23 protein-coding genes are annotated in these 25,977 nt (G+C 61.4%); 8 read left to right on the top strand and 15 right to left on the bottom strand.

The genetic code is table 11. The features are described from left to right. Positions 1 to 15: 15 nt before the first annotated feature. On the top strand, positions 16 to 2,028 hold the full coding sequence (locus AC6I99_RS12680; protein ID WP_497961045.1) for a M3 family metallopeptidase: 2,013 nt from the start codon (positions 16 to 18) through the stop codon (positions 2,026 to 2,028). Positions 2,029 to 2,091: 63 nt separating this feature from the next. Here the strand turns inward: AC6I99_RS12680 and pdxS are convergent, their stop codons facing one another. The 7 genes from pdxS to AC6I99_RS12715 all read right to left on the bottom strand — a co-directional run bounded on the left by pdxS (position 2,092) and on the right by AC6I99_RS12715 (position 11,629). Then, on the bottom strand, positions 2,092 to 3,018 hold the full coding sequence (pdxS, locus tag AC6I99_RS12685) for a pyridoxal 5'-phosphate synthase lyase subunit PdxS (protein ID WP_020608520.1): 927 nt from the start codon (positions 3,016 to 3,018) through the stop codon (positions 2,092 to 2,094). Between the two features lie 230 nt (positions 3,019 to 3,248). Then, positions 3,249 to 3,860 carry a phosphatidylinositol phosphate synthase gene (gene pgsA / locus AC6I99_RS12690; protein ID WP_497961046.1) on the bottom strand — a complete coding sequence of 204 codons (612 nt, stop codon included), beginning with the start codon at positions 3,858 to 3,860 and terminating at the stop codon, positions 3,249 to 3,251. Further along, positions 3,850 to 4,443, bottom strand: coding sequence for an HIT family protein (locus tag AC6I99_RS12695; protein WP_224090593.1), 594 nt, complete (start codon positions 4,441 to 4,443; stop codon positions 3,850 to 3,852). The genes pgsA and AC6I99_RS12695 overlap by 11 nt, the downstream gene beginning before the upstream one ends. An 18-nt stretch (positions 4,444 to 4,461) precedes the next feature. After that, complete coding sequence (gene thrS, locus AC6I99_RS12700; protein ID WP_224090594.1) at positions 4,462 to 6,471, bottom strand: threonine--tRNA ligase; 2,010 nt, start codon at positions 6,469 to 6,471, stop codon at positions 4,462 to 4,464. A 120-nt stretch (positions 6,472 to 6,591) separates the two neighbouring features. After that, positions 6,592 to 10,143, bottom strand: a complete 3,552-nt coding sequence (locus AC6I99_RS12705) for a DNA polymerase III subunit alpha (RefSeq protein ID WP_497961047.1) — start codon at positions 10,141 to 10,143, stop codon at positions 6,592 to 6,594. A 3-nt stretch (positions 10,144 to 10,146) separates the two neighbouring features. After that, positions 10,147 to 10,491, bottom strand: coding sequence for a DUF6504 family protein (locus AC6I99_RS12710; protein WP_497961048.1), 345 nt, complete (start codon positions 10,489 to 10,491; stop codon positions 10,147 to 10,149). 82 nt (positions 10,492 to 10,573) lie between these two features. Then, a complete protein-coding gene (locus tag AC6I99_RS12715) occupies positions 10,574 to 11,629 on the bottom strand; it encodes an FAD-dependent monooxygenase (protein WP_497961049.1) in 1,056 nt (351 codons plus the stop codon). 58 nt (positions 11,630 to 11,687) lie between these two features. Between AC6I99_RS12715 and AC6I99_RS12720 the strand changes: the two genes are divergently transcribed. Next, a complete protein-coding gene (locus tag AC6I99_RS12720) occupies positions 11,688 to 12,227 on the top strand; it encodes a TetR/AcrR family transcriptional regulator (RefSeq protein ID WP_497961050.1) in 540 nt (179 codons plus the stop codon). Positions 12,228 to 12,272: 45 nt separating this feature from the next. Further along, the gene (locus tag AC6I99_RS12725; protein ID WP_216925525.1) at positions 12,273 to 12,662 is read left to right on the top strand and encodes a hypothetical protein; all 390 of its coding nucleotides are present in this window, start codon (positions 12,273 to 12,275) and stop codon (positions 12,660 to 12,662) included. A 36-nt stretch (positions 12,663 to 12,698) separates the two neighbouring features. Here the strand turns inward: AC6I99_RS12725 and AC6I99_RS12730 are convergent, their stop codons facing one another. Continuing rightward, the gene (locus AC6I99_RS12730; protein ID WP_309929914.1) at positions 12,699 to 13,445 is read right to left on the bottom strand and encodes an SOS response-associated peptidase; all 747 of its coding nucleotides are present in this window, start codon (positions 13,443 to 13,445) and stop codon (positions 12,699 to 12,701) included. 166 nt (positions 13,446 to 13,611) lie between these two features. On the opposite strand from AC6I99_RS12730, the gene AC6I99_RS12735 reads away from it, so the two are divergent. Then, positions 13,612 to 13,869, top strand: a complete 258-nt coding sequence (locus AC6I99_RS12735) for a mycoredoxin (protein WP_017197512.1) — start codon at positions 13,612 to 13,614, stop codon at positions 13,867 to 13,869. Between the two features lie 5 nt (positions 13,870 to 13,874). Here the strand turns inward: AC6I99_RS12735 and AC6I99_RS12740 are convergent, their stop codons facing one another. The 4 genes from AC6I99_RS12740 to AC6I99_RS12755 all read right to left on the bottom strand — a co-directional run bounded on the left by AC6I99_RS12740 (position 13,875) and on the right by AC6I99_RS12755 (position 18,397). Continuing rightward, positions 13,875 to 16,202 carry an FdhF/YdeP family oxidoreductase gene (locus tag AC6I99_RS12740; protein ID WP_497961960.1) on the bottom strand — a complete coding sequence of 776 codons (2,328 nt, stop codon included), beginning with the start codon at positions 16,200 to 16,202 and terminating at the stop codon, positions 13,875 to 13,877. An 86-nt stretch (positions 16,203 to 16,288) separates the two neighbouring features. Then, on the bottom strand, positions 16,289 to 17,059 hold the full coding sequence (locus AC6I99_RS12745) for a lipoate--protein ligase family protein (protein ID WP_497961051.1): 771 nt from the start codon (positions 17,057 to 17,059) through the stop codon (positions 16,289 to 16,291). Continuing rightward, positions 17,059 to 17,862: a thioesterase family protein gene (locus tag AC6I99_RS12750; protein WP_497961052.1), complete on the bottom strand. Its 804-nt coding sequence runs from the start codon at positions 17,860 to 17,862 to the stop codon at positions 17,059 to 17,061. Before AC6I99_RS12750 ends, AC6I99_RS12745 begins: the two co-directional genes overlap by 1 nt. Before the next feature lie 31 nt (positions 17,863 to 17,893). Continuing rightward, positions 17,894 to 18,397 carry a DedA family protein gene (locus AC6I99_RS12755; RefSeq protein ID WP_346658909.1) on the bottom strand — a complete coding sequence of 168 codons (504 nt, stop codon included), beginning with the start codon at positions 18,395 to 18,397 and terminating at the stop codon, positions 17,894 to 17,896. A gap of 105 nt (positions 18,398 to 18,502) precedes the next feature. Between AC6I99_RS12755 and AC6I99_RS12760 the strand changes: the two genes are divergently transcribed. Next, positions 18,503 to 19,465 (top strand): hypothetical protein, encoded by a 963-nt coding sequence (locus AC6I99_RS12760; RefSeq protein WP_497961053.1) that lies wholly within the window; start codon positions 18,503 to 18,505, stop codon positions 19,463 to 19,465. Here AC6I99_RS12760 and AC6I99_RS12765 read toward each other — a convergent pair whose 3' ends face one another. Together AC6I99_RS12765 and AC6I99_RS12770 are read right to left on the bottom strand one after the other, a co-directional pair. Then, positions 19,466 to 20,974, bottom strand: a complete 1,509-nt coding sequence (locus AC6I99_RS12765) for an FAD-dependent oxidoreductase (RefSeq protein WP_497961054.1) — start codon at positions 20,972 to 20,974, stop codon at positions 19,466 to 19,468. It abuts the gene before it with no gap. A 79-nt stretch (positions 20,975 to 21,053) separates the two neighbouring features. Beyond that, positions 21,054 to 21,542, bottom strand: a complete 489-nt coding sequence (locus tag AC6I99_RS12770) for a DNA alkylation repair protein (protein WP_497961055.1) — start codon at positions 21,540 to 21,542, stop codon at positions 21,054 to 21,056. Positions 21,543 to 21,603: 61 nt separating this feature from the next. Between AC6I99_RS12770 and AC6I99_RS12775 the strand changes: the two genes are divergently transcribed. Beyond that, complete coding sequence (locus AC6I99_RS12775) at positions 21,604 to 22,698, top strand: PDDEXK nuclease domain-containing protein (RefSeq protein WP_224090632.1); 1,095 nt, start codon at positions 21,604 to 21,606, stop codon at positions 22,696 to 22,698. A 2-nt stretch (positions 22,699 to 22,700) separates the two neighbouring features. Here the strand turns inward: AC6I99_RS12775 and AC6I99_RS12780 are convergent, their stop codons facing one another. Next, a complete protein-coding gene (locus tag AC6I99_RS12780; protein WP_497961056.1) occupies positions 22,701 to 23,732 on the bottom strand; it encodes a dienelactone hydrolase family protein in 1,032 nt (343 codons plus the stop codon). 268 nt (positions 23,733 to 24,000) lie between these two features. On the opposite strand from AC6I99_RS12780, the gene AC6I99_RS12785 reads away from it, so the two are divergent. Further along, positions 24,001 to 24,489, top strand: a complete 489-nt coding sequence (locus tag AC6I99_RS12785; protein ID WP_497961057.1) for a hypothetical protein — start codon at positions 24,001 to 24,003, stop codon at positions 24,487 to 24,489. A 134-nt stretch (positions 24,490 to 24,623) separates the two neighbouring features. Then, positions 24,624 to 25,928: an HNH endonuclease gene (locus AC6I99_RS12790; protein WP_497961058.1), complete on the top strand. Its 1,305-nt coding sequence runs from the start codon at positions 24,624 to 24,626 to the stop codon at positions 25,926 to 25,928. Positions 25,929 to 25,977 lie beyond the last annotated feature (49 nt).

A 25,977-nucleotide genomic window follows, 5' to 3' on the forward strand; every position in this document is an offset into this window, starting at 1 on the left:
TGAAAGAGTCCCTTCATGACCAATCCGCTTTTGAGTCCCAGCCCCCTGCCGTTCGGCCTGCCACCATTCGAAGCAATCACCACAGAGGACTATGCCGAAGCCATCGACGCGGGGCTGGAGGAACACCTCCGTGAAATCCAGCAGATTGCGGCCAACCCAAAACCAGCGACCTTCGAGAACACGGCTGTGGCCATGGAAAGGTCCGGGCGGTTGCTGGACCGGGCCGCGGCGGCGTTCTTTACGCTTGTCTCGGCAGATGCATCGGACGCCATCAGGGAGTTGGAGACGGCCTTCGCGCCCAGGTTTGCCGCGCATCAAGACGCCGTCTACATGAACGGTGGCTTGTATGAACGCTTCGCTGCCATTGACACCGCGGGCCTTGATGATGAGGCTGCGCGGTTGGTCCAGGAATACCTCAAAGAGTTTCGGAAGACCGGCATTGAACTCGACGACGACGGCCAGGCCCGCCTTCGGGAAATCAACGCCGAACTCTCACGTCAGGGCACCGAATTCGGCCAGCGCGTCAAGGAGGCTATAAAGGCTAGCGCTATTCTCCTCGACGACGAAGCGGACCTGGCCGGCATGTCCCCCGAAGACGTCGCTGGCGCTGCCGGGGCCGCCAAGGCTGCGGGGCACGAAGGCAAGTACCTCCTGACCCTGATCCAGCCAAGCAACCAACCAGCCCTTGCCTCGCTCGAAAACCAGGCCATCCGGCGTCGGCTGTTTGAAGCCTCACTCGGGCGGGGCACGGACGGCGGAAGCCTGGACGTCCGCGATCTGGTGACGGCAACAGTCCGTTTACGTGCGGAGAAAGCCAGCCTGCTGGGCTTTCGAAACTTCGCGGAGCTCGTGGTGGACCAGCAAACGGCACCGGACTTCGAGGCAGTGCAGGCAATGCTGGGCCGCCTGGCACCTGCAGCGCTCCGCAACGCCCAAGCCGAAGCCCTCGCTTTGGCCGAATCCGCTGGCCATTCGCTGGAGCCCTGGGACTGGGCCTACTATTCCGCGCAGGTCCGGCGGGAAAAATACCAAGTGGATGAACAGGCCATCAGGCCCTACTTCAGGCTCGAAACGGTCTTGGCCGACGGCGTCTTCTTCGCAGCGACCCAACTCTATGGCATCACGTTCCATGAGAGGCCGGACCTCGCAGGGTACCACGAGGACGTCCGGGTATGGGAGGTGCAAAACGAGGACGGCAGCGCTCTGGGTCTTTTCCTCGGCGACTATTACACACGGGAATCCAAGCGCGGAGGAGCCTGGATGAACTCGCTCGTGGAACAGTCCCGTCTCCTTGGCTCGCAGGCCGTGGTGATCAACAACCTCAACATCACCAAGCCGGCGCCGGGCGAACCTGCTCTCCTGTCCCTGGACGAGGTCCGGACGGTATTCCATGAATTCGGCCACGCGCTCCACGGACTGTTCTCCGACGTGACCTATCCCCGGTTCTCCGGAACGTCCGTGCCGCGGGACTTCGTGGAATACCCGTCGCAGGTCAACGAGATGTGGATCATGTGGCCGGAAGTCCTGAAGAACTACGCCCGCCACTACGCCACAGGCGAAGCGCTCCCACAGGAGATCGTGGACAGAATCAACGAATCCCTGCTGTGGGGTGAGGGATTCGCGACCACGGAATACCTGGGAGCAGCGTTGCTGGATGTGGCATGGCATGTGCTCTCCACGGAAGAAGTCCCTGCGGATGTCCTTGCCTTTGAAGCCAAGGCCCTCGCCGACGCCGGTATCGCGCACCCGTTGATTCCGCCGCGGTACCGCACCGGCTACTTCCAGCACATCTTTGCCGGCGCCGGGTATGCTGCCGGCTACTACTCCTACATCTGGAGCGAAGTCCTGGACGCGGACACCGTTGAGTGGTTCAAGGAAAACGGCGGCCTGACCCGTGCAAACGGGGAGCGGTTCAGATCCGAGCTGTTATCGACGGGTAACAGCCGGGATCCACTGGAATCCTTCCGCACGTTCCGTGGGCGCGATGCCGAGCTCGAACCCCTCCTGAAGCGCCGGGGACTGGAGTAATAACGACGCCGGGCCGGTCACCTCACTAAGGTGACCGACCCGGCGTCGTACTTCTTTTGCTGCTTACCAGCCGCGTTCTGCGAGGCGGTGGGGCTGCGGGATTTCGTCGACGTTGATGCCGACCATGGCTTCGCCCAGGCCGCGGGAGACCTTGGCAATGACATCGGGGTCGTCGTAGAACGTGGTGGCCTTCACGACGGCGGCAGCGCGCTCGGCGGGGTTGCCGGACTTGAAGATGCCGGAGCCAACGAACACGCCGTCGGCGCCGAGCTGCATCATCATGGCAGCATCAGCCGGGGTCGCGATGCCACCGGCGGTGAACAGGACAACGGGAAGCTTGCCCGTGGCAGCGATTTCCTTGACCAGTTCGTACGGGGCCTGCAGTTCCTTGGCCGCGACATAGAGCTCGTCCTCGGGAAGGGCTGCGAGCTTGGCGATCTCGGAACGGATCTTGCGCATGTGCCCGGTGGCGTTGGAAACATCGCCGGTGCCGGCTTCGCCCTTGGAACGGATCATCGCCGCGCCCTCGTTGATGCGGCGCAGGGCCTCACCAAGGTTGGTGGCACCACAGACGAAGGGAACGGTGAAGTTCCACTTGTCGATGTGGTTGATGTAGTCGGCCGGGGTCAGGACCTCGGACTCGTCGATGTAGTCCACGCCGAGGGACTGCAGGACCTGGGCTTCGACGAAGTGGCCGATGCGGGCCTTGGCCATGACCGGGATGGACACGGCGGCGATGATCTGATCGATCATGTCGGGATCGGACATGCGGGACACGCCACCCTGGGCGCGGATGTCGGCGGGTACGCGCTCGAGCGCCATGACGGCGACGGCACCGGCGTCCTCGGCGATACGGGCCTGCTCGACGTTAACGACGTCCATGATGACGCCGCCCTTGAGCATCTCTGCCATGCCCCGCTTGACGCGGCTGCTGCCCGTGACGCTGTTCGCGGACGAACCGGCTTCGTTGCTTACATCTGGTGTAGACACAAAAACCCCTATGGGTAGATAAACGACCTTTTCGCCGGTGGCTCACGCAGCCACACGACCGCAATCAGCGCACACCGGATTTTCAGGTCAAGGTGACCAAGTACTAGTAATAGTAGTCGCACGTTGCCGGGTGGCAGTACATTCATTACCGCATACGCGGCCAAGAAGAGGGCCTGCTATAGGACACCTGCACAACTGCTACTCACGGACTCTGGTCAGATGCCAGTTTCCTATGCCTCGGCCATCGCTTGCTTGCGGACAGTCGCCATTCTTTGGACGATAGTGACCACACTGGCAAGCGCGAGAAGGATCAGGGTCGCGAAGAGCACCACTGCTGGAAGTCCAAGACCCGTAAGCCCGGTGATGAGAAGCACCGAAGCTAAACGCTCGGCACGCTCGGCAATGCCAACGCTTGCTTGATAGCCCAGTGATTCGGCCTTTGCCCGCGCATAGGACACCACCATGCCCAGTACCAGGCAAACGACGGCGGCAGTTCCAATTGCCGGATCCCCACCTTTGGTGAAGAACCAGATGGTCAGCCCCGCAAAGATGGCGCCGTCCGCCAACCGGTCCAAGGTGGAATCGAGGAAGTTTCCCCAACCGCCGCTTCTGCCTTGCAAGCGGGCCATAATGCCATCCACGACGTCCGAGAACGCGAAGAATGCCACCGCCACCGAACCCCACCACAGGTATCCCAACGGATACAGAACCAGTCCGCCGAGAATGACCCCTGCTGTGCCAGCCACGGTCACTGCGTCGGGAGATACGCCAATCTTGAGTAGCCAACGTGCCAGGGGGGTGAAGAGGGAAGTAAAGAAACCACGCGCATGCCTATTGAGCATTCGACTCCCCCGGCCAGGCTTCGGCCACCAGTTTGCGGACCTCGTCGAGTGTCTGCGTAATGGCCTTGGTCTGGGCGATGATGGGGAAGAAGTTTCCGTCCCCGCCCCAGCGCGGCACAACGTGCTGGTGCAGGTGCGCTGCGATTCCTGCTCCACCGGTGACACCCTGGTTCATGCCGAGGTTGAAGCCGCTGGGGTTGGAAACCTTCCGCAGCACCCGCATGGCCGTCTGGGTGAGCTCGGAGAATTCCGCCGTTTCTTCCACCGTGATGTCCGTGTAGTCCGGAACATGGCGGTAGGGGCAGATCAGCAGGTGGCCCGGGTTGTAGGGGAAAAGGTTGAGCACGACGTAGCAGGTCCTGCCACGATAGACGATGAGGGACTCCTCATCGCTACGGGTGGGTCCCACACAGAACGGGCAGTCGTCCTTGTTCTTGAACTGGTCCTGTCCGCCTTTGATGTAGGCCATGCGGTGGGGAGTCCACAGGCGCTGAAAAGCGTCCGGAACACCTGCCAAGCCGAAGTCATCGGTTACTTCGGCGTCGCCCGGAAGGTCAGCTGCCGCGCCTGTGTTCTCCTGCACCGTCTATTGTCCGTTCCGTCAGCTTTCGCGGTTCTTGACAGCGTCCACGATTCTGCGGACCGCCTCTGCCACGGGCACGCCGTTGTCCTGGCTGCCATCACGGAAGCGGAACGAGACAGCACCTGCCTCGGCGTCCTCACCGCCGGCGATCAGGACGAACGGTACCTTGTCTTTGCTGGCCGTGCGGATCTTCTTCGGGAAACGGTCTGAAGAGATGTCCACCTCGGCACGGATTCCTGCGGCTTTCAACTGGTCAACGACGTCGAACATGTAGTCGTTGAATGCCTCGGCCACAGGGATGCCAACCACTTGGACGGGAGACAGCCATGCGGGGAAGGCGCCGGCGTAGTGCTCGGTAAGAACGCCCATGAAGCGCTCCACCGATCCGAAGAGGGCGCGGTGAATCATGACGGGACGCTGACGTGTTCCATCGGCTGCCTGGTACTCCAGCTCGAAGCGTTCAGGCAGGTTGAAGTCCAATTGGATCGTGGACATCTGCCAGGTCCTGCCCAGGGCGTCCTTTGCCTGAACGGAAATCTTCGGCCCATAGAACGCTGCTCCACCCGGGTCCGGTACCAGGTTCAGCCCTGACGCCTCTGCAACCTCGGCGAGTGTGCGGGTGGCTTCCTCCCAGGCGGCGTCGTCACCTACGAACTTTTCCTCGTTCTTGGTGGAGAGTTCGAGGTAGAAATCATCCAGGCCGTAGTCCTTGAGGAGGCCAAGGACGAAGTTCAGTGTGGTGGTGAGTTCGTCCTTCATCTGCTCGCGGGTGCAGTAGATGTGGGCGTCGTCCTGTGTCATTCCACGGACGCGGGTCAGTCCGTGGACAACACCGGATTTCTCGTACCGGTACACCGAGCCGAATTCGAAGAGGCGCAACGGCAGCTCGCGGTAGGACCGGCCACGTGAGCGGAAGATGAGGTTGTGCATGGGGCAGTTCATCGGCTTCAGGTAGTAATCCTGGGCGGGCTTGCGCACAGTGCCGTCCGCGTTGAGCTCGGCATCCACCTGCATCGCGGGGAACATGCCGTCCTTGTACCAGTCAAGGTGGCCGGAGACCTCGTAAAGGTGTCCCTTGGTGATGTGCGGGGTGTAAACAAACTCATAGCCGGCGTCCACGTGGCGCTGACGGGAGTAGTCCTCCATGGCCTTGCGGATGATGCCGCCCTTGGGGTGGAACACAGGAAGGCCCGATCCGAGTTCGTCCGGGAACGAGAACAGATCCAGCTCCACACCCAGCTTCCGGTGGTCGCGGCGCTCTGCCTCTGCGATGCGCTCCTGGTAAGCCTTGAGGGCTTCCTTGGTGGGCCATGCAGTGCCGTAGATTCGCTGAAGCTGCTGGTTGTTCTGGTTGCCCAGCCAGTATGCGGAGGATGAGCGCGTCAGCGCGAACGCGTTGGAGATGATCTTGGTGTTGGGCAGGTGCGGTCCGCGGCAGAGGTCGCACCAGACGCTTTCGCCGCTCTTGCGGTCCACATTGTCGTAGATAGTGATGTCGCCCGCACCGACTTCAACGTTCACGCCTTCTCCGGCGTCGGCGGCGTCGTTCTTCTTGCCCAACAGCTCCAGCTTGTAGGGTTCGCCGGCCATGGCTTCGCGGGCTTCTTCTTCGGTGACCACGCGGCGGACGAACTTCTGGTTCTGGTTGATGATCTTCTGCATCATCTTTTCCAGCTGGCGAAGGTCTTCAGGGGTGAACGGCTCGGCGACGTCGAAGTCGAAGTAGAAGCCGTCAGTAATGTACGGACCGATGCCAAGCTTGGCATCAGGCCGCAACTGCTGGACGGCCTGGGCCATAACGTGCGCGGTGGAGTGACGGAGAACGTTGAGTCCGTCAGGGGATTCAATGGTGACACCTTCGACGTCTGCACCCTCGGTGAGAACCTGGTCAAGATCCTTCAGTACACCATTGACGCGGGCAACAACGACGTCGCGGCGCTCGAAGAAGAGTTCCGCGCCTGTAGTCCCTTCCGTCACCTTGGTCTCTTCGCCATCGACGATGAGGGTGATCTGTTGGGCATCTGACACGGGTGTCTCCTATTCATAGTGAAGGCTTCGTAGCTTGTGGCGTACGGGGACCACAGCCAGCCATCGTCAATCGTATCTGTTTGGACGAAGGCGGCCAAAGCAGCGCGCCGACGCCACGGGTCAGCTCCCGAGGCCCGTGATGGCCAGGTTCCTGGAGATACCCTCAAGGGGCCCTGAATGAGTGAATTCAGGCGCAAGCCCGACGCCGGGTGGCAGGACTTCGGCGAACGGCAAAGTTTCGGGGCGGCCAAGGTCCCAGGCTTTGCTGGCACTGAGGCTGATTCCCTTGGGTCCTGTTCTTCGCGTAGTTCCGCGGATCAGCAGAAGCCGGGTACCGAACAGGAGTGGACCCGATTCTTCCTGCGCTTCATGAAAGAAGACAGTATCCACGCAGCCTGTACCGTCGTCGATGCTGATGAACACCACGCGGCGCCCACCCCGCATGGGAGGTGTCTGCGTTGCGATCCGGACGCCGGCAACCAGTACCTCGGTGCCGTTGCGAAGACCCAGGAGTTTATCCGCCGTAGTGACGCCAAGCTTGTCCAGCAAAGGCCTATGGCTTTCCATCAGATGCTCACTCACATCCACTGCCATGAGATCAAGCTCTGCCCGCACGTTCTCCACCATGCTGGGCTCAGGTAGTCCAGCAGCAAGGTTCCGCAACTCCACATCACCAAGTGGTAGGGATAATTGCCCTTCAATGACCCCGCTGGCCTTCTTGGAGGGACTGCCCTGGAGTGCTTGCAAGTGCTGCACCAGATCGGCACGGTTTGTAGTTCCGCCGGCATCCCGGTGCAGGGCATCGAAGGCTCCGAGTTGGGCGAGCCTCTTGATATTCGGTTTGCTCACCCTGGCCCTGGCCCTGAGGTCCGCGAGGGAGTCATAGGGTTGACCCGCTATGATCCGCTTCAGCTCCGCTCCGGACAGTCCATATATTCCGTTCAGGCTCAAGCGGATGCCGAGCTTGCCGGAATTTTGGCCCTCCAGGATTCTTTCCACCCTGTATTCAGCCTGGCTGCGATTAATATCCAAGGGCAGGATGGGAATACCCAGGCGGCGGGCCTCAGCAACCAGCAGCCGTTTGGGGTACATCCCGGGGTCGTGTTCCCACAGCCCTGCAAGGAACGCTTCAGGGTGGTGTGCCTTCAGCCATGCCGATTGATAGGTAGGCACAGCAAAGGCAGCTCCATGGGCTTTGCAGAAACCAAAGCTGCCGAAGGCTTTGAGGGTTCCCCACACTTTGTCCACGACCTCCGGGGAGTATCTCTGGATCGCTTCCCGACGGAAATACCTCTCTACTTCAGGTTCGTGGAGCTCGTCACCCAAGGCCCTTCGAAACTCGTCTGCCCGGTCCAAACCACACCCTGTCATGACATGGAAGGTCTTCAGGATCTGCTCATGGAAAACCGTAACGCCATGGGTTTCCTGCAAAACGGGCTTAAGGTCCGGATGCGGGTAGACCTCTGGCGCGAAGCCATGCCGGTGTTCAAGGAACGGACGGACCATGTCCGACTTCATGGGCCCGGGCCGGAACAAGGAAATATCGATAATGAGGTCATTGAATTCCCGCGGTGCCATCTTCCCAATCAGCTCACGCTGGCCAGGAGACTCAATCTGGAAGCAGCCCAACGTATGGGTACTGCGGATCAACTCATAGGTGGGCTCGTCGTCGAATGGCACTGCATTGAGGTCAATCAGTCCGTCCTCCGCAATATAGTCCGGACCTGTGCTTCCCGGCTCCACCGGATGGTGGCCCGCCGCCACTACCTCCGCTTTGGAAGGGTGCAGGCGGATAACCTCCCGCACCGCAAATGCCATGGCACTTTGCATCCGCACACCCAGGACATCCAGTTTGAGCATTCCCATGGGATCCATGTCGTGTTTGTCGAACTGGCTCATGGGCAGCCCCAAACCGCTGGGCTGCACCGGTGTCCTGTCCAGGAGCGTGGCGTCTCCCAGGATCACCCCGCACGGGTGCATGGAAATGTGCCGGGGAAGGCGGTCCAACCTTTCAGTGAGATCCACCAACAGGTCCAACTGCTGGTTTTCCTCCATGCCCACGGGCCCTTCACGGCCGGCCTCCACCCGTCCGGCAAATTCCCGGAGTTCAGGCTTTTCAACCAATGCCTCCCTGAATTTGCGCGCGGAGAACCGCCACAACTGCTTGGCAATTTCGCCGATTTCACCATCATCCATGCCAAGAGCCATGCCGGCATCGCGGACAGCACCACGGGCCCTGTACCCGTTCTGCATACTCATCAGGGTCACCCGTTCGGCTCCGAAGCGCTCGAAGATCTTCCGGTAGACGTTGTGCCGTTCGGCGCTTTCGACGTCGATGTCAATATCGGGAAGGGTGGATCGGCGACCCGAGAGGAACCGTTCGAAAATGAGGTCATGCCGGATGGGATCCACTTGGCTGATGTCGATCAGATAGTTGACCAGGCTGGAGGCTCCGGAACCTCTGGCAGCAACACGGACGCCCATCTCGATGATCATTCTGGATACTTCCGCAACAGTGAGGAAGTAGGAGGCAAAGCCGAGTTTGTCGATGATCCCCAGCTCATGCTGCAACCGCGAGCGCATCTGTATTTCCGCATTGCCGTTGATGCCGGGGAAGCGCCGGGTGATTCCTGCCTCACATCGTTGGGTGAGTTCCAGCATGGGGTCCTGGTCGATGCCGATGATGGAAGCTTCGGGAACAACGGGCTTTTTCCATCCCATGTCCAGGACGGGATCGATACGGCATTTGTCGGCGAGCGCTTCTGTGTTGGAGAGCAGCTTGTTCAGCCCTGCTGCTCCTTGGCCTGCGGCGCCCATGATTTCCTTGCCGAGTTGGAGCATTTGTTGGGCGTTTTTCAACCAACCCTGCCCGGTTGGTTGGAGCTGGCCGGTTGGTTGGAGATGGCCTGTGGGTTGGAGCAGTGGGGCTGCGGAGAGTTCGGGGAGGGATTTTAGTGTGCGTGCAGAGTCCAGGACGTCTGCGGTGGGGGCGCCGTCCTGGGCGCAGTAGCGGACGGCGTTGCTGAGGATGGCGGGGATGTTGTATTCAAGGGCGAGTTTGAGCATGCGCACTGCGTGGGATGTGCTGAGGGGCTCTCCAGGGGCGCTGAGGTGGGATACGGCTTCGGCGACGATTGTCCCGGGCGGCATGGCGTCGATCCATTGTTTGAAGAGTGTCCGGGGGCGAAGATATTTCCGCCCTCCCATGGCCCGGCCTACATCGGAGTCCGGTCCTATGAGGACGGTTAGCACGGGTTTGAGGGTTTTTGGGTCCAGTGTGCGTGATGCGAGTTCTGCCCTTGTTACGGCGACGGGCACTACTCCCCCGGCTTTGCCGGAGGTGCGGGCATGGGCATCTGAGACGAGTCGGCAGAGTGCCCGGTAGCCGGCGCCGTTGTTGTTGCCGTGGGCGAGTACGACGACGCGGCCCGCTACTTGGGTGCGGTGGTCGCCGTCGTCGTCGAATATGGCCAGGTCCACGCCGATGATGGGGTCGATACCGGCGTCCATGCATGCTTTGAGGTGTTTGATGGTGCCGTATAGGCCGTCCCGGTCAGTACAGGCGAGCGCTGTTGCGCCGTCTGCTGCGGCTGACTGGGCAAGTTCGTCCGGCCAGGAGACACCATAGTGGGCGCTGAAGGCTGTGGAGACGTGCAGGTGTGTAAAGCTCAAGGTTCAGGCGGCTTCGTCTGGTTCGACTGCCTGGGCCGGTGCGGCGTCGTGGATACGCAGGAGCCGCCAGCGGCCGCTGGCAAGATGGCGGACGAGGTCAAGGGTGATGGTTTTGCGGGTTTGCCTTTCGTCCTGCGGGGTCTGGAGTTGGACCCGCCAGATTTCGTGATCCACCAAGCCTGCGCCGCTTCCCAGTGGTGCCCGGCTTTCTTCTACCCACCATTGGCGTCGTTCATACCATCTGAGGGGTTCGTTGGTAACGACGTAGCGGGTTCCTTTCCACTGGATTTCCTGCGGCTGGCCTGTATCCGTGCAGATGACGTCCACGGACTCACTGAAAAGTCCCATATCCACACTCCTTGCCTGTGAGCAATTACTGTTCGAATGTATGTTCGAATGTATCCAGTTTACGTTGCCCCTCCGACAAAACCTACTGGGAAGTTTTGCTCCTTCGGGGCGCCTTGGACTTTCGCTTCGCAGCAAGGTCGAGCATCTTGTCGCGCAGGGGTTGGGCACCTTCTGCGAGCGCCACGCGCATCATCAAGGATGAACCGATGCGGTATTGCTGGGTCCGAAGAACGCGTTGACGGTTGTAGGCGCCAAGGGCCTGGTCCAGTGGCAGGGTGTTGACGAGCTTGCCCAAGGCGACGGCGTCTATCAGCGACTCACAAGCGCCCCGCCCGAGGTTGGGTGCCATGGCGTGGGCCGCGTCGCCGATGAGGACTACGTTGTCCCGGGAATAGCGCCTTAGCGGCGGGGTGATCCATATGCGTTGTGCCAATGATGTTTCGGGCGTCGCTGCTTGCAGGACATGCTGGATACTTTCCGAGTGCCCGGCGTAGCGGCGGCGCGCCACTGCCAGGGCTTCGCCGACGTCAATTCGCTCGGGTCCCATCCCGGAGCGGAAGGACGCATACCAGTTGGTTCCCCCGCTTGATGGGCCTATGCCAAAGAGGTCCCCGCTGCCCCAGTACTCACCGATGGTTTCGCTGCCCGGCTCTTCGGCGATGACGCCTCGAACGGCGAGGTAGGGGGTCAGCTTTGCTGCACACCCCTGGCCCCAGACGGAACGCCTTACGATGCTGTGCACTCCGTCTGCCGCCACTACGAGGTACGCGTCGCCTGGAACCTCATCCACTTTTCCGTTGCGTCTCTGGACCGTCGGGGGCACGGCGGAGTCCAGGAGCCGCAGGAGCGTGTGGCGGGCGACTCCCACAAGGTTCTGCCCCTCCACACTCAGCCACGGCATCCCTGTGGCACTTCGGAGCGCGCCACCCGTGATGGTGGGGCTGTTTTCCCGGACGGCATCAAGGATCCCCAATGAGGCCAGGGCCTTCTGGGCTTCGGGCCACATGGCCAGGGTTGTTCCTACTGCCGGGAGGCCGGTCCGCTGTTCGTGCACAGTGACATGAAACTGACTGGGATCAAGAGTTCCCGCAAGGGCGAGGCCTGCTATTCCACCACCGACGATTTCCACCTTTTTCATGGTGCCAATGTACTACTACATTTGTAGTAATTGTGAGGTTAAAGACTAGACTTTCGCCATGCCGGACAGACGAACCGATCTTGCCGACGCGGCCCTCGCCGTGGTGGCCGCCAAAGGTCTCAAGGGACTGACCCACCGCGCCGTTGACGCCGAAGCCGGCGTGGCCGTCGGAACGACCTCCAATTACTTCCGCAACCGTGCCGCGTTGGTAGCTGCCGCCGTCGACCGCGTTGAAGAACGGGATTCGCTCCTGCTGCAGCAGCAAGGTGGATCAGGGGTCCCGACGTCGGTAGCCGCCTTGGCGGAACAGCTCGCGGGAGCACTGCTCCGGCTCGCAAACAATCACTCTGACCTGACCCGCGCACGGTTCACCTTTGCCCTGGACCAACCCGAGGTGGTGGCCGCCGGGCACGAGCGGATGCTTTCAGCTCTTGAACAGATGCTCGATTCCATGGGCATTACCGACCCAAGGGCCCGTGCAGAAGCCGTATCGGACTACGGCGACGGATTGGCCATGCACCTCCTGACAGCACGCCGCGGCCAGGCGATGGACCAAACCACAGTGGCAGCCAACGTCCGGCGACTCTTGGAGGGATGAAGCAAAGGGGTGGACGCGGGCGGGTCCACAGAGCAGGATTGTGGCATGAGCACCAATGACGCACTCCTGAAGCAGGTCAGTATCTCCGCCGCAGATGACAACCTCGTTGCGAGATTCGAAATCGAAGGCAACATACCGGGCTCCGGCGCTTATGTCGTGGGCCTTGTTGCTGCCAGCGAGGACTATTCCTCCCAACGCAGGCTGGGCATTGAGTTCATGAATGGAGAAGCGATCTCGTTCTACTCCTTCAACCACTCACTCAGTGCCGAGGAAAACTACGACATCAAGGGCGTGGAACACTCCGGGAACGTGATCACCGGAAACTTCCCGATGTCCGCCATCCATGGACTCAGTAAAGGCCACGTCATGACGGCCTTCAGCGAAGCGGACGGCCGCGAATTCCAGGCCGGCGTTCCGGTCACGGAAGCGCTCTAGCTGCAAGAACAGCTCTAGCCAGGGGAACAGCTCCAGCTAGAAAAGGCCCTCCACCGGCTCAATGAGTTCCGGTCCGTTGTTGCGGACATTGCCGACGGCGGCACCCACCGCGTCGAGCGTCCAGCTGGCAGCGGCGTCGTGCGCCTTTGACCGCACCAGATCCACAAGGCCGGCAGCATCATCTTCGCGCGGATTCAACCAGGCTTCCATCGTGTCCTTGCTCATGGGCAGTGGAACGCGGTCATGCAGGGCAGTCAGCTCGTCGAACACCGAGGCACTCCGCCGGGTCATGGCCGACTCGGCCGTCGGGGTGTCCGCCGTGAGAATCGACATGGACAGCAGCCAACGGGCCGGATCATCATCAGAGGCTGACTGGTCCCGCCACCATTCATACAACCCGGCAAACACCACGCCCCCGCCATCCGCCGGATGCACGTAGTACGGCTGCTTTGACTTCCCCTCGCCCTTCTTCCACTCGTAATAGCCATCGGCAGGAACAGCGCACCGCCTTGCCGCAGCAGCCTTTCGGAAGGACGGCTTCTCCAGGAGGGTCTCACTGCGGGCATTGATCAGGCGGGCGCCGCCTTTGGGATCTTTCGCCCACGAGGGCACCAATCCCCAACGCGCAACATGCAACTGCCGCTTTAATCCATCGTCCACGAGCCTTTCCAGCACAATCGGAACAGCATCCGTTGGAGCCACATTCCACGATTTTTCCAGGGCGATCTCGTTTTCAAGTTCGGCATCAAAGTCAGCCAGCAGATCCCCCACGGCACGGGCCATTACATAACGTCCACACATGGGAACAGTCTGCCGTGTCGCCCAAGCACACACCAGCCCGGAATGTGACGTAACCCCGAATCCCGGCCTCACGGGAATTATTGGGCTGCGGGTTACGGTTGATACCAACGAATCACCCGTGGAAACGACCAATACCGAGGAGAGCTCTGTGGACTTCACTCCCGACTCCGGCACCATCACCATGTTCTCGACCACCTGGTGCGGCTACTGCAACCGCCTGAAGAAGCAGCTCGACGCCAAGGGCATCGGCTACACCGAGATCAACATCGAAGAAGTAGATGGCACGGCCGAACTCGTCGAGCAGCTCAACGGAGGCAACCGCACCGTCCCCACCGTCCTCTTCCCGGACGGAACCGCAGCAACCAACCCTTCTGCCTCCGAAGTAGAAAACCGCCTCGCAGCCTAAGGCATTCACTTCCGCTGTCTGGCCGCCGCCTCGAAAATCGGGGCGGCAGCCGGTTCAAGACGAATAATCACAGACTTCGACGCCGGCGTATTGCTGCCTTCCGCTGTTGAATCCAGCGGCACCAACACATTCGCCTCCGGATAGTAGGCAGTCGCGCAGCCCCTGGCACTGGGGTACGCCACTAAACGCAACTGGCGCAGCACACGGTCAACGCCGTCGTCGGCTTCGCTGTGCACATCCACATAGTCGCCGTCCTGGAAACCCAACCCCGCCAGATCCCCAGGGTTCACCAACAAGACCATGCGGCCCTTCTTGATGCCACGGTAACGATCATTCATGGAGTAAGTGGTCGTATTGAACTGGTCATGGGACCGCACAGTCTGAAGGAGCAGTCTCCCCGGCGGTACTTCAATGGTTTCCAGGTCATTGACGGAAAACATGGCTTTCCCCGTTGCCGTGGGGAACGTCCGCGAATCCCTGGGACCATGCGGAAGGACAAAACCGTCGCGCTCGCGGATACGGGTATTGAAGTCATCAAATCCAGGCACCACATGGGAAATGTGGTCCCGGATGGTGTCGTAATTACGCCTGAGGCCCGCCCAATCCACAGGCACCTTGTGGTCAAGAACCGCCTCGGCCATGCGGGTGACAATCGCCACCTCGGACAGAACGTCCGGAGCAATGGGTTCCAGCGTCCCTGCGGAGCGGTGCACGGCACACACAGTGTCCTCAACGGTGACAAACTGCTCCATCCCGTCCTGCTTGTCGATTTCGGTGCGGCCAAGGGTCGGAAGGATCAGGGCCTGCTCGCCAACCACCACATGTGAGCGATTCAACTTGGTGGAAATCTGGACCGAAAGCCTGGTCCGACGCACAGCCTCCTCAGCGACCACGGTGTCCGAGATCGCATGCACCAGGTTCCCTCCCAGCGCGATGAGGACCTTGATCCTGCCATCACGCATTCCACGGATACTGTCCACCGAATCAACACCGGCCTTCCGCGGCGGGTCAAAGCCAAACTCATCCTGCACGGCGTCAAGGAACCGCGGCGGCATCTTCTCCCAAATGCCCATGGTCCGGTCACCCTGCACATTGCTGTGTCCACGGATTGGCGAAGGTCCGGCCCCCGGTTTGCCAATGTTGCCACGCAGTAGAAGAAGATTAATGATCTCCTTGATGGTGGGCACCGCCTTCTTATGCTGGGTCAGTCCCATTGCCCACGTAATGATCACCCTCTCCGCGTGGATGTACCGTGCAGCGAGTTCATCGATTTCTGCGCTGGTCAGACCGGTGGCGGCAAGAACGTCCTGCTCCTGCAAAGTTGCGAGGTGGGCAGCGAACCCAACAAACCCCTGGCAATGCTCATCGATGAACGTGCGGTCCAGCACCGAACCCGGCGCAGCCCGTTCAGCATCCAGGACGCGCTTGGAAACAGCCTGAAGCAGCGCCATATCCCCGGCGAGCCTGATCTGCAGGAACTGGTCAGCCAGGTCAGTTCCCTTCCCCACGAGGCCTCGAACACGCTGTGGGTTCCGGAAGTTGATCAGGCCAGCCTCAGGCAGCGGATTAACAGCCACAATGGACGCACCCGCGAGTTTGGCCTCCTCCAGTGCCGTCAGCATCCGCGGATGGCAGGTCCCCGGGTTCTGCCCCATGATGATGATCAGGTCCGACTTCGCGAAGTCCGTATACGTGATGGCCGATTTGCCCACCCCAATGGTCTCGCCCAGGGCAAGGCCCGTTGACTCGTGGCACATGTTTGAACAATCCGGAAGGTTATTGGTCCCGAAAGCCCTGACGAAAAGCTGGTACAGGAACGCTGCCTCATTACTGGTGCGTCCACTGGTGTAAAAAGTGGCCTCATCCGGATCGTCGAGGGCGTTCAACCCGTTTGCAATGATGTCCAAGGCCCGTTCCCAGCTGACGGGCGCGTAGTGGTCCGAGCCTGCTGCCTTATACACCGGTTCCACCAGCCGGCCCTGTTGGCCCAGCCAATACTCGGAACGGGACTCCAGGGAACTCAGCGGGTTTCCGGCCCAAAACTCCGTGGGGATCCTCAGCGGCTCCGCCTCCCACCCGATAGCCTTGGCGCCGTTTTCACAGAATTCGGCAGCCTTGCGTTCCGGCGGATCAGGCCAAGCACAGCTCATGCAGTCGAAACCGTCTTTTTGGTTGACAGCTGTAAGTGTCTTCCATGCGCGGGAAGGGCCCATATAGGCCATCGCGTGGGGAAGGGTTTCGCTGAGGCTGGGCAAGCCGGCGGCCGACCTCTTTGGTTCGCTGACGCTCAAGTCGACGTCGGTATCCTGAATTGGGTGCTTCCTGCGGCCCATCATTCCACCAGGTTTCGTGTGGTTGGGTTCCTGATTCCCTCAGCGTAAACCCGGCCCCCAGCCTGCTCAATGGCGGTGAAAGCCACCTACGCCAAGAGACTCCTGAAGTCGCCGTCCACCACGTGTGCGTAGCTGCGGTAAGCGTCAACCACGGCGTCCTCCACCGTTTTGACGTCCAAGTGGGGCAGCAGGTCATTTGCAGCACCGGCGGTGGCCGGATCCCAATCGAGGCCAAGTGCAGCGTAGCTCGCCGTCAGTACGTCCCGGATCGGACCGGAGTTCTCCACCACAATCACGGAGCTGAACAACCAACCCCCGGAAACCACCCGCTGCGCAGTCCCTATCAGCTTGATCCGATGGGCGGGAAACTCCGCATCCTCCCCGTGAACGCTGAACTCCCCGGGGCAGTACTCCCCCGGGATCTCCCCGACGGCGGCCTGGACGCCGACGCTGCGAAGGGCACCTGCCAGCAACTCACCGAACTCCGCGAAGCGGGCTTTCGCACGGACGATCGCGTCAGGGTGCGGCTCTATGTGATCAATCACCAAAGTGCCTTGGTGATAAGCCGCCGCACGTCCACCGGCTTTCCGCACGAGGGGCTCGAAGCCGAGCTTCCGGCACGCATCCTCGGCGGCGGTGAAGCCGGGCAGGTTCGCATCGCGCTGGCCAAAGGCAACGGTGGGCTGCGGGCGGTACAAGCGAAGGGAGGGACCCAGTTGCCCGCTGCGGGCCCGCTTCAGCAGCTCCAACGCAAAATCAAGATCCCCGGCAGCACCGAGGGATTCCTCTTGGCGGTAGACGGTGAGCTCGGAGCGCTCCGTGAGGCCGCCGTCGGCTTTGTTCCGTGCTTCGCTCATCAGCTTTTCCTCAGCGTCAGGATTTGCTCGGCCCTGCCGAAAGGTCCGTTGATGTCATGGAGCACGCTGGACGTCAGGCCGATGCCATCTGCCCCGAAGGAGACTTTGTTGTCCAGCCCGAGCCACTCTCCCGAGGGCGCACGATACATGTGGATCTGGAGGTCCACGTTGGGGAAGATGTAGCTGTTCTCCCCTGGGGGGACCCGTGCGGCGATGCCATTGGCGGTGTCGACCAAGCCCATGAGCCGGGCAAGATCGCTGCTGTCTTCCTTGTCAGTCAAAGGGTGCATGGTCCGGATCCACACCTTGCCCGAACCTGGCCGATGGCCTTCGGCGATACGCATTTCCAGGGACCGGATGTAGCCGCCGGGCCATACGCTGGCACCATCCCACAACTTGCATTCGTCCGGGGCGGGCATGGCCTCGTCTTCGAACGCCGCCACGGCGCTGGTATCGCTGGTGATCATGCGCCACGCCGCGGCACGGATGGCGACACGCCCGCCGGCGGAAAGCTCAGCTTGGATGAGTTCAATCGTTCGTCCCGGCCGCAAGGTTGAGGTGGTTACCTGGAACTCGCCGCCGGGGATCAGCCCGAGAATCTCGTAGCTGATCCGCGCCATACGGACGTCGTCCCGGGGCTCATGCCTCAGGAGGGCGTCAGCCATGATGCCGGAGGCCGGGGCCATGTGTTGTTCGTGCGGATTCCAGGCACCCTGGGCATGAATCGTGGAGCGGTACCGGCCCCCACCCAACGATTCGTAGTAGAAGTTGCCCTCCGCCAGTTCCGGTAATGAGGTTGTCAACGCGAGCCTTTCGCCAATCCAGCAGTAGAACTCAGACCACTGTATCCGCTGATTTGGCAGCCGACCGACGCCGCCGGGCAACCACCACCCACACGATCACGGCGAGCACAGCCAGCACCGAGAGCCCGGCACCAGCCGGCGACGTCGCAGCTACCGCAAGCCACGCCTCAAGGGCGGCCAGTCCGATGGTTGCGTACAGCAACGCCCAGATGATGGAACCCCCGATAGCAGCGGGGAGATAGCGGCGCAACGGCATCCGCGCTGCGCCGGCTGCCAGATTAACGGCGGTCTGCAGGCCGATGGTCAGGAAGGACAGCACGACGGCGTACGGACCCCAACGCTGTATGAAGGCTTGGGCCCGGGCTGCCTTGGACTGTTGGAGCGACGGCTGTTGGAGCGACGCCCCGAAGCGGGTGTGTGCGAAGCCGGCAACTGCCCCTCGACCCAGCCAGTACGTGACATTGACGCGGATCATGACAATCGCGAAGAGCGCCGCAAGCGCGACGCCAAAGGGCAAGCTCATGATCTGGTCCACGTGACTTAGGCTACCCTAAGCGCCGCAGGCTCCATGACCAGGTCCCGCGGGCAAGTGCCCGGCGCCACGGGCCAGGGTCGGCACAAGCGCACCTAGGATGAAGTCATGGATCTTCGCGATGCCGCCCAACAGTTGTACGCCGTGCTTCCGCGTGAATTCACTGCGGAGCGGACAGCCTTGGCACGGCAGGCAAAGGAAGCAGGTGGGAAGGACCTCGCCAAGGAGATCGGCAGCTTGCCAAAGCCCACCGCCGGCGCCTGGGGCATCAACATGCTTGCCGTCCACCAACCCGAGGTGATTGACGGCGTCGTGCGTTTTGGCGCTTCCCTCCGTGCAGCACAAGAGGAGGGAGACGCTGAAGCCTTCCGTGAACTCGGCCAGCAGCGACAGGGTCAACTGAGCTTGGCCGTGCAGGCGGCAAAGGAGCTGGCGAGCCGGCTGGGAGCACCGCTCAGCGCTGCCGGCGCTGCCGACGTGGAGCAAACGCTTCGGGCCGCAATGGCCGACGCCGGCGCCGCAGCCGCGGTGGCGACCGGCCGGCTGGTGCGCGGGCTAAGCGGCAGCGGTTTCGAGTCCGTGGACCTGACAGATGCCGTCGCTGCAACAAATCCCGACGAAATGGCGGGTGTGGGCGAACCGCCAAAGGTGAAGCTGCCCGCGGGAACCAGGCCGGCACGACAGGGCAAGAAGCATCAAGAGCCGCAGCCGAAAGAGAAAGCACCCGAGGAAGCCGCAACATCCCTGGCCGAACGCCGGGCCCAAAAGCGCCAGGCCGCGTTGGAAGAAGCCCGCACCGAGTTTGAGGCAGCCGAACAGGAAGCCCTGGAGGCCGAAAACGCTGCTTCGAAGGCTTGGGACGCTGTCAATGAATTCGCGGACAGGCGCTCGGAGGTCGAGGCGCAGATCACCGACGCCAAAAAGCGTTTGGCTTCCCTCGAAGCCGAGCTGATCGGCATCACCCGGGACGCCGAAGCCGCTGAGTCGCACAAAAAGCTGGCCGTCCGGGCCGCGGCACAGCAACGACGCGCCGCGGACCAGGCCCGGCGGCGCGTCGAACGGCTGGCTTAACTAGTCCTTCTTCTTTAGTGGCGACTTCTGCAGGTTATGCGTCGCAGGGCCTTCCAAATACTTGCCGTCGGGAGCGAACCTTGAGCCGTGCAAGGGGCAATCCCAGGATTTCTCGGCGTCGTTCCAGCTCAGCAGGCCTCCCAAGTGGGCGCAGCTCGCCGACACCATACAGACATTGCCATCAACGGTGGACACAGCTGCCGGTTCACCCTTGTAAAGCCCGACGACGCCACTCCCCTCCGGGGGTCGGGTCTGGTCCGTGATTTCCGGATTGCTCCTGACCTTGGCTTTGTCCTCGACCAACCGTTTGGCGACGCTGGCATTGAGGCGAACGGCTTCCAACGCGCCCTGGGGCGACGTAACGCGGTGGTGTATGACCGTGGCCCAATCAGACTGGCCGCCAAGAATGTCCGAAGTAATGGACAACGCGGCAGCTACTCCGTTGCTCATGCCCCACTTGTTGTAGCCGGTTCCGAAGAAGATCCGGCCGTGGCCCCGGGGCATCTTGCCGAAGAAGGGAACGAGGTTGGTTGGCCGGTAGTCCTGGGCAGACCACGTATGGGTGACCTCCGCGCCCGGATAATGCTGCTTGGCCCAGGCGAGAAGGTCATCCAGGTGCGCCTTGGGTGAGACCGCCCGGCCGCCGGTATGCCCGTAGCCACCTACCAACAACAACTCACCCTCCGGCGTCGGATGAGTGCGTTGGGAACGTGTAGGTGGATCGATACTCAGGTACATTCCGCTCGGTGGCGGGGTTTCACCTGGAAGCCGAAGAGCGGCAGCGTATGACCGGTTGGGTTCGAGCTTGGCGAAATAAAGTCCGCGGTCCAGGATCGGCGTGCCAGTAGCAACGACGACCGTGTCCGCGGTGAAGGCCCCTTTTCGCGTAGATACTTCCACGGGAAGGTCGGAACCCACATTCTGCACCTGGACACCCTCAACAATTATTCCGCCGTGCTCCCGGATATCCCTTGCCAGGACCTCCAGGACTTCCATGGGGTGGATCTGCGCCTGGTCATCGAGTTCCAGTGCCTCAACCACCGGGAAGGGCAGCCCGGGGTCGCGGCTGAAGTGCACGTCCAAACCAGCGTCGCGGGAAACGGCAGCCTCCTTGCGCAGGCGCTGGCCGCCGTCGTCGGTGGTTGCGAAGGTGACTGCCGTCCGGCGCTGGAACGCGATGCCCTGCTCTTCCATATACCGCATCAGCCATGCCTGACCAGTGCGGTTCGCTTCCACGTAGGCTTGCACTACTTTCAGTGAGTACTGGCCACGCAGCGCCGAGAGTGCCCCTCCCTGCAGGAGGCTGAGTTTACCCGTGGTGTTGCCGGTGGTAACGGCGCCGAGGGTGCGCGCTTCCAAAACTGCCACACGCTGGCCCGATCTGGACAACAGCAGAGCCGTCACCATTCCTGTGAGCCCTGCGCCCGCCACTATTGTGTCGAAGTGCTTTTCATCGGGGATTGCATCGGACGTGAAGCTGGATTCCCTGTCCAACCACAGCGATTTCATCGAACAACCTGCCTCTCAATTCACGGAATTGGCGCCTGGCATGTGTTGATGAAAACGGTAAGCCGGTGGCCGGGCCTTATCAAGGGGTCGGGTTGTCCTTGGCTAGTTGCGCGGCACGGCGGAGCCACGGATCCGTGTCACGCGACCAGCGTTCCAAAACTCGTTCAGCGCGTTCCTTTGCCTGTCCTTCGAGCCTGGCAAGCAGGGGTTTGACCACGTCCACCGCCAAAGGATCAGCCAGTTCCTCCGTGCCGGCCTGCCGAATGAAGCCCTCTATGCGGGTCAGGTCCGTATTGACCAGGAGCCCCACTTTGGTTTGCAACAGGACAACCGCAGCGAGCCTGCGTTCAAAGACCGGCTCATCCCACAGTTCCGAACTCAGGGCCGTGATGTCGTCATGGCCCAGATTCTTGTGCCGCTTCAGGACGTCCCGGACCGTTCCTCGCACTGCACCAACCGATGCCCCGTAGACCTTCATTCCGCCCAGGCGCTCCCGGGCTTCCATGGCCTTCTCCCACGACGATTCACGCTGCAGCGTGAAGTCCACAAATTCACCAGCTTCACTCACGCGTCCATTCTGTCAGTGCCTCCTTCTAGGGTGGGGGCAACAGCAATCGACAGGAGAGATTATGCCTTCGCAAGAGCTCGCTACCGAGGCCACAGCGTCGTTCCCGGGAGTCCCCGCCGCGACGTCGATGCCCGACTGGTATCCCGCGCTGCTCAACACTGTCGCGCAAGAAGTCCGGACAGGCCGCACGCGCGCACTGGCGGCTGCGAACAGCGAACTGCTCAATTCGTACTGGAGCATCGGCAGGCAACTTGCCGAGCGCGAATCGCAGGAGGGCTGGGGCGCTAAAGTGGTCACCCGATTGTCCGCTGACATCCGAACGCGCTTCCCCGAAGCGAAGGGCTTCTCCCCCAGGAACCTGCGGTACATGAAGAGCTTTGCCCAGGCTTGGCCCGAGTTTCCAATGTTGCAAGCGCCGCTTGCAACATTGCCGTGGTACCACCAGATCGCGCTTTTGGAAAAGCTCGACGACGCCGCCACCCGCCTCTGGTACGCAGCGGCAGCTGCCCAGCATGGTTGGTCGCGCAACGTCCTGACGCATCAGATCGAGACCCGCTTGCACGAGCGTTCAGGGCAAGCCATCACCAATTTCAAGACCACTATGATTGCTGCCGATTCAGACCTCGCCCAGCAGGCCACCAAAGATCCTTACGTCTTTGATTTCCTGGCCATGACTGACCGGCACACGGAACGGGATCTGGAGGTGGAATTGGTGAAGCATGTGGAGAAATTCCTGCTCGAGCTGGGTCAAGGCTTCGCATTCGTTGGTGAACAGGTCCGATTGGAGATCGCCGGCGACGAATTCTTTGCGGACCTGCTCTTCTACCATTTGAAATTGCGCTGCTACATGGTCATCGAGCTAAAGGCCGTGAAATTCGAACCCGGGTTCCTGGGCCAGCTGGGCATGTACATGGCAGCCGTTGACGATCTCATGGCCCACCCCGACGACAAACCAACCATCGGCCTGCTGCTATGCAAGGAGAAGAACAGCGTGGTGGCCGAGTACGCCCTGCGTGGATTCAGCGCTCCGGTGGGGATCGCGGAGTGGCGGACGTCCCTTGCCGAGTCATTGCCCGACGAATTTGTCGCCAGCCTGCCCAGTATCGAAACGTTGGAAGCCGAGCTGGCAAGCCAAGCCCGTATCCTGCCGGATTAGGCTCAGACGTTTTCCCTGAACCAGGCCAACGTGTCGTTCCAGGCCGCCGTAGCCTGGGCCGCGTTGTACCGGTCGCTTGTGTCGTTATGGAATGCATGGTCGACGCCCGGGTACACCTTGAGTTGGTGCTTGACCTGTGCCGCATCCAAGGCAGTCTTCAACTGCGGCATGGAACCGGTGATCCGCGCGTCTTTTTCAGCGTAGACACCGAAAACGGCGGGTTTGATGGTGTGGACCTTCGCAAGGTCGGGGGCCGGGCCGTAAAACGCTGACGTTGCCTTGAGTCCAGGGATCTCCGTGGCCGCCTGCCAGGTGATGCCACCGCCAAAACAGAAGCCGACCATGGCAATTCGGCCTTTTTCCACGAAGTCCTGGCCGTTCAGATACTCAAATGCTGCCTGGAAGTCCCCCACGTGCCGCTGGGCTCCGGCCTTGGTGAGGGCACCCGGGACAGCATCCGGATCCATCGATGCAGTGCCACCCTCCCTGCTGAGGAGGTCCAGCGCCAAAGCTGCGTAGCCTCCTTTGGCGAAGCGCCGGGCGACATCCTGGATGTGGGGCGTGAGGCCACGGTTTTCGTGACAGACCAGGACGGCCGGAGCCGGCTTGCTGCCCTCGGGCCGGGCCAGATAGGCGCTGACGTCGGTGCCGCTGGAATCGAACTTCACCGTTTCTGTTTGCAAGCCCCCGGCCCCTTCCGGCACCGTCAGCGGACTCTTGGCGTTGGGAACCGCTGTAGTGTTTCCCGAACCTGCTGAAGCCGTAGCTTTGGGCATCGGGTCCCCGGTCTTTGGCACCTCGTCCGGTGTACAGCCCACCAGAGTCATAGCCGCCGCAGCCGCGGTCATACTTCCCATGATGAACGCCACGCGCCTGGTGAAAGTCCCGTGGGACATGTCGCCCGAGCGGTAATCGTCGTAGAACTCTTCGATCAAGTACTTTTCAAACTTCTCAAGCTGAACCATGACGTCCTCCCGAAGTTGGGCAGTATCTTCCTCTGCTGGAAAGACGCGGGCAAGGGTGGGGAGGTTCACATGGCTCGCTGCCGGGTATTGGCCTGGTTTCGACGGCGGCCTCCACCATTGCCATGCAACCTCTCTGCCCGTACATCTCGCCGACACAAAAACCCGCCGCCACAAAGACCACCTGGGTTTCCCCTTCAGTGTTAGCGTGGTGGGCTGCCCGTCTCGAGGTGCGGGCGGACCTGCACTCCGCCTTCCGCAGCGTGATGGGACAGGCCCTGGGTAAAGGGTTGCCGCGACCAGGCGGCAGCTCTGATAACAATATGAAAATGGGGAAATAATGACATCTGAAACAACCGACGGCACCGCGTCGCAAGCCTTGCCGCCAACACCGGAGCACGCTCCACAATTCAACCAAGTACGCCGAAGGCCAAAACTAAAAGCCCTCGTGGCCGCTCTTGGAGGCCCGAACTTCGCACGCATCCTGCTTGGGGTTGTGACCGCCCTGCTTCTGCTGCTCGCTTGGTTTGGTAACAACCCAAACCTGATCGATTCCGGCAGTCCCTCAGAGTGGCGGTCCCAGCTCAGTTCAGCCGCCATCAAGAACGAAGTGAATAACGGGGAAACGAAGGGAGCGCCGCAGCAGTCTGTCGTCAACGGCTGGTATGCGAACGACCTTGCTGAAGTCCAAGCATCCCAAAACAGCTACCTTGCCAGAAGCTCTGATCGGAACGGTGCCCTGACTGCTGCTGTTGGCTTCGGAATTGCAGGAGAACTAATCATCCGTGGCATTGAGCGCTCAGCTCGGAGGCGCAAGGCGATGGGATAACAGATGAGGCTCGTCCCGCTCGATCGTTGTGGATCGAGCGGGACGACTATCAGCAAGTTGTGCCCAGTCGCCTCGGATCTGCTGCCAAAGTTCCCGGCGCTAAAAATGTCGGTGGCTGCTGACATAGTGAAAATATGAGCCGGAGTCAGCAGATACAAGCCACCCACGCGGTCGCCTCGCTGCCTGCACGTGCTCATGCAGGCAGCGTCAGCGGTGACCTGATTAATCAGCTCCGAACCCTTGAGGATATGAAGTCTGCGATCTCGAGTCTGCAGGCGAAAATCGCTGTCGCCTTTGACTTGGCTCAGCGTGAAGAACAGGCGGCAGCGGGCGTTCCGGCTGCTGATCGAGGCCAAGGCGTATCAACCCAGGTTGCCCTTGCCCGGCGGGAGTCTCCGAATAAGGGGTCCCGGCTGCTGGGGCTGGCCAAGGCATTGGTCATCGAGATGCCGCGCACCATGGCCGCGCTGGAGTCGGGAATGCTCAATGAGTGGCGCGCCACACTCCTCGTAAAGGAAACCGCGTGCCTGTCTTCGGAGGACCGGTGTGCGGTCGACGACGAACTCGCCCCTGACACCGGAACTTTCGACGGCGCCGGGGACAAAGCGATCATTGCCGCCGCGAAGGCCGCTGCCTATCGGCGCGATCCCCGCTCCGTCACGAAACGTGCAGCACACGCTATATCCGAACGGCATGTCAGCCTGCGCCCGGCCCCGGACACGATGACCTACCTCACCGCATTGCTCCCCGTCGCCCAAGGTGTCGCTGCCTACGCAGCGCTCACCCGGCACGCCGATTCTGCCCGCTCAAGCGGTGACGCCCGTTCCCGGGGACAGGTCATGACGGACACGCTCGTCGAACGCGTCACGGGTTCGCCTGCAGGGTTCTCTGGGATCGACCTTCAACTGGTCATGACCGACCGCACCTTGCTACAAGGTGATAGCGAACCCGCAAGGCTTTCTGGCTATGGCATCGTTCCCGCTGAATGGGCCAGGGAGCTCCTAACCAGTGGTGACAGCAACACGGACCAAGACTTCAGCATCTGGCTGCGTCGACTCTTCACGGCACCAAGCACAGGCGAACTCCTTGCCTCTGACTCGAGGGCACGTTTCTTCCCCACGGGCATGAGACGGTTCATCGAAACCCGCGACCACACCTGCCGCACGCCATACTGCGACGCGCCCATTCGTCATTACGACCACATTCTGCCGTGGGCCGAAGGCGGTAAAACCATACTGAATAACGGGGCCGGGCTCTGCGAACAATGTAACCACACCAAGGAAAACCCAGGGTGGAGCGTGCGACCGGAACCCGCGGAGAGACACACGCTGAAGGTGACCACGCCCACCGGACACAGCTACCGCTCCGCCGCGCCTTCATTGCCAGGCTATGAACGAGCGCGGCCCGGGCAACTGCCTCGAAGTCCCCGCCCCGGATGAGCACTTGCCTCTCCGTCGTCAACTGCAAAGCCCCTCACGCTTGAACAGC

The organism is Arthrobacter sp. TmtSoilC77 (assembly GCF_059739415.1).

Bases quoted from the DNA above. Each gene is read 5' to 3' on its own strand.
- AC6I99_RS12680 (WP_497961045.1), top strand. From the start codon at position 16: ATGACCAATCCGCTTTTGAGTCCCAGCCCCCTGCCGTTCGGCCTGCCA.
- pgsA (WP_497961046.1), bottom strand. From the start codon at position 3,860: ATGCTCAATAGGCATGCGCGTGGTTTCTTTACTTCCCTCTTCACCCCC.
- AC6I99_RS12710 (WP_497961048.1), bottom strand. From the start codon at position 10,491: ATGGGACTTTTCAGTGAGTCCGTGGACGTCATCTGCACGGATACAGGC.
- AC6I99_RS12715 (WP_497961049.1), bottom strand. From the start codon at position 11,629: ATGAAAAAGGTGGAAATCGTCGGTGGTGGAATAGCAGGCCTCGCCCTT.
- AC6I99_RS12720 (WP_497961050.1), top strand. From the start codon at position 11,688: ATGCCGGACAGACGAACCGATCTTGCCGACGCGGCCCTCGCCGTGGTG.
- AC6I99_RS12725 (WP_216925525.1), top strand. From the start codon at position 12,273: ATGAGCACCAATGACGCACTCCTGAAGCAGGTCAGTATCTCCGCCGCA.
- AC6I99_RS12730 (WP_309929914.1), bottom strand. From the start codon at position 13,445: ATGGCCCGTGCCGTGGGGGATCTGCTGGCTGACTTTGATGCCGAACTT.
- AC6I99_RS12740 (WP_497961960.1), bottom strand. From the start codon at position 16,202: ATGGGCCGCAGGAAGCACCCAATTCAGGATACCGACGTCGACTTGAGC.
- AC6I99_RS12745 (WP_497961051.1), bottom strand. From the start codon at position 17,059: ATGAGCGAAGCACGGAACAAAGCCGACGGCGGCCTCACGGAGCGCTCC.
- AC6I99_RS12760 (WP_497961053.1), top strand. From the start codon at position 18,503: ATGGATCTTCGCGATGCCGCCCAACAGTTGTACGCCGTGCTTCCGCGT.
- AC6I99_RS12765 (WP_497961054.1), bottom strand. From the start codon at position 20,974: ATGAAATCGCTGTGGTTGGACAGGGAATCCAGCTTCACGTCCGATGCA.
- AC6I99_RS12775 (WP_224090632.1), top strand. From the start codon at position 21,604: ATGCCTTCGCAAGAGCTCGCTACCGAGGCCACAGCGTCGTTCCCGGGA.
- AC6I99_RS12785 (WP_497961057.1), top strand. From the start codon at position 24,001: ATGACATCTGAAACAACCGACGGCACCGCGTCGCAAGCCTTGCCGCCA.
- AC6I99_RS12790 (WP_497961058.1), top strand. From the start codon at position 24,624: ATGAGCCGGAGTCAGCAGATACAAGCCACCCACGCGGTCGCCTCGCTG.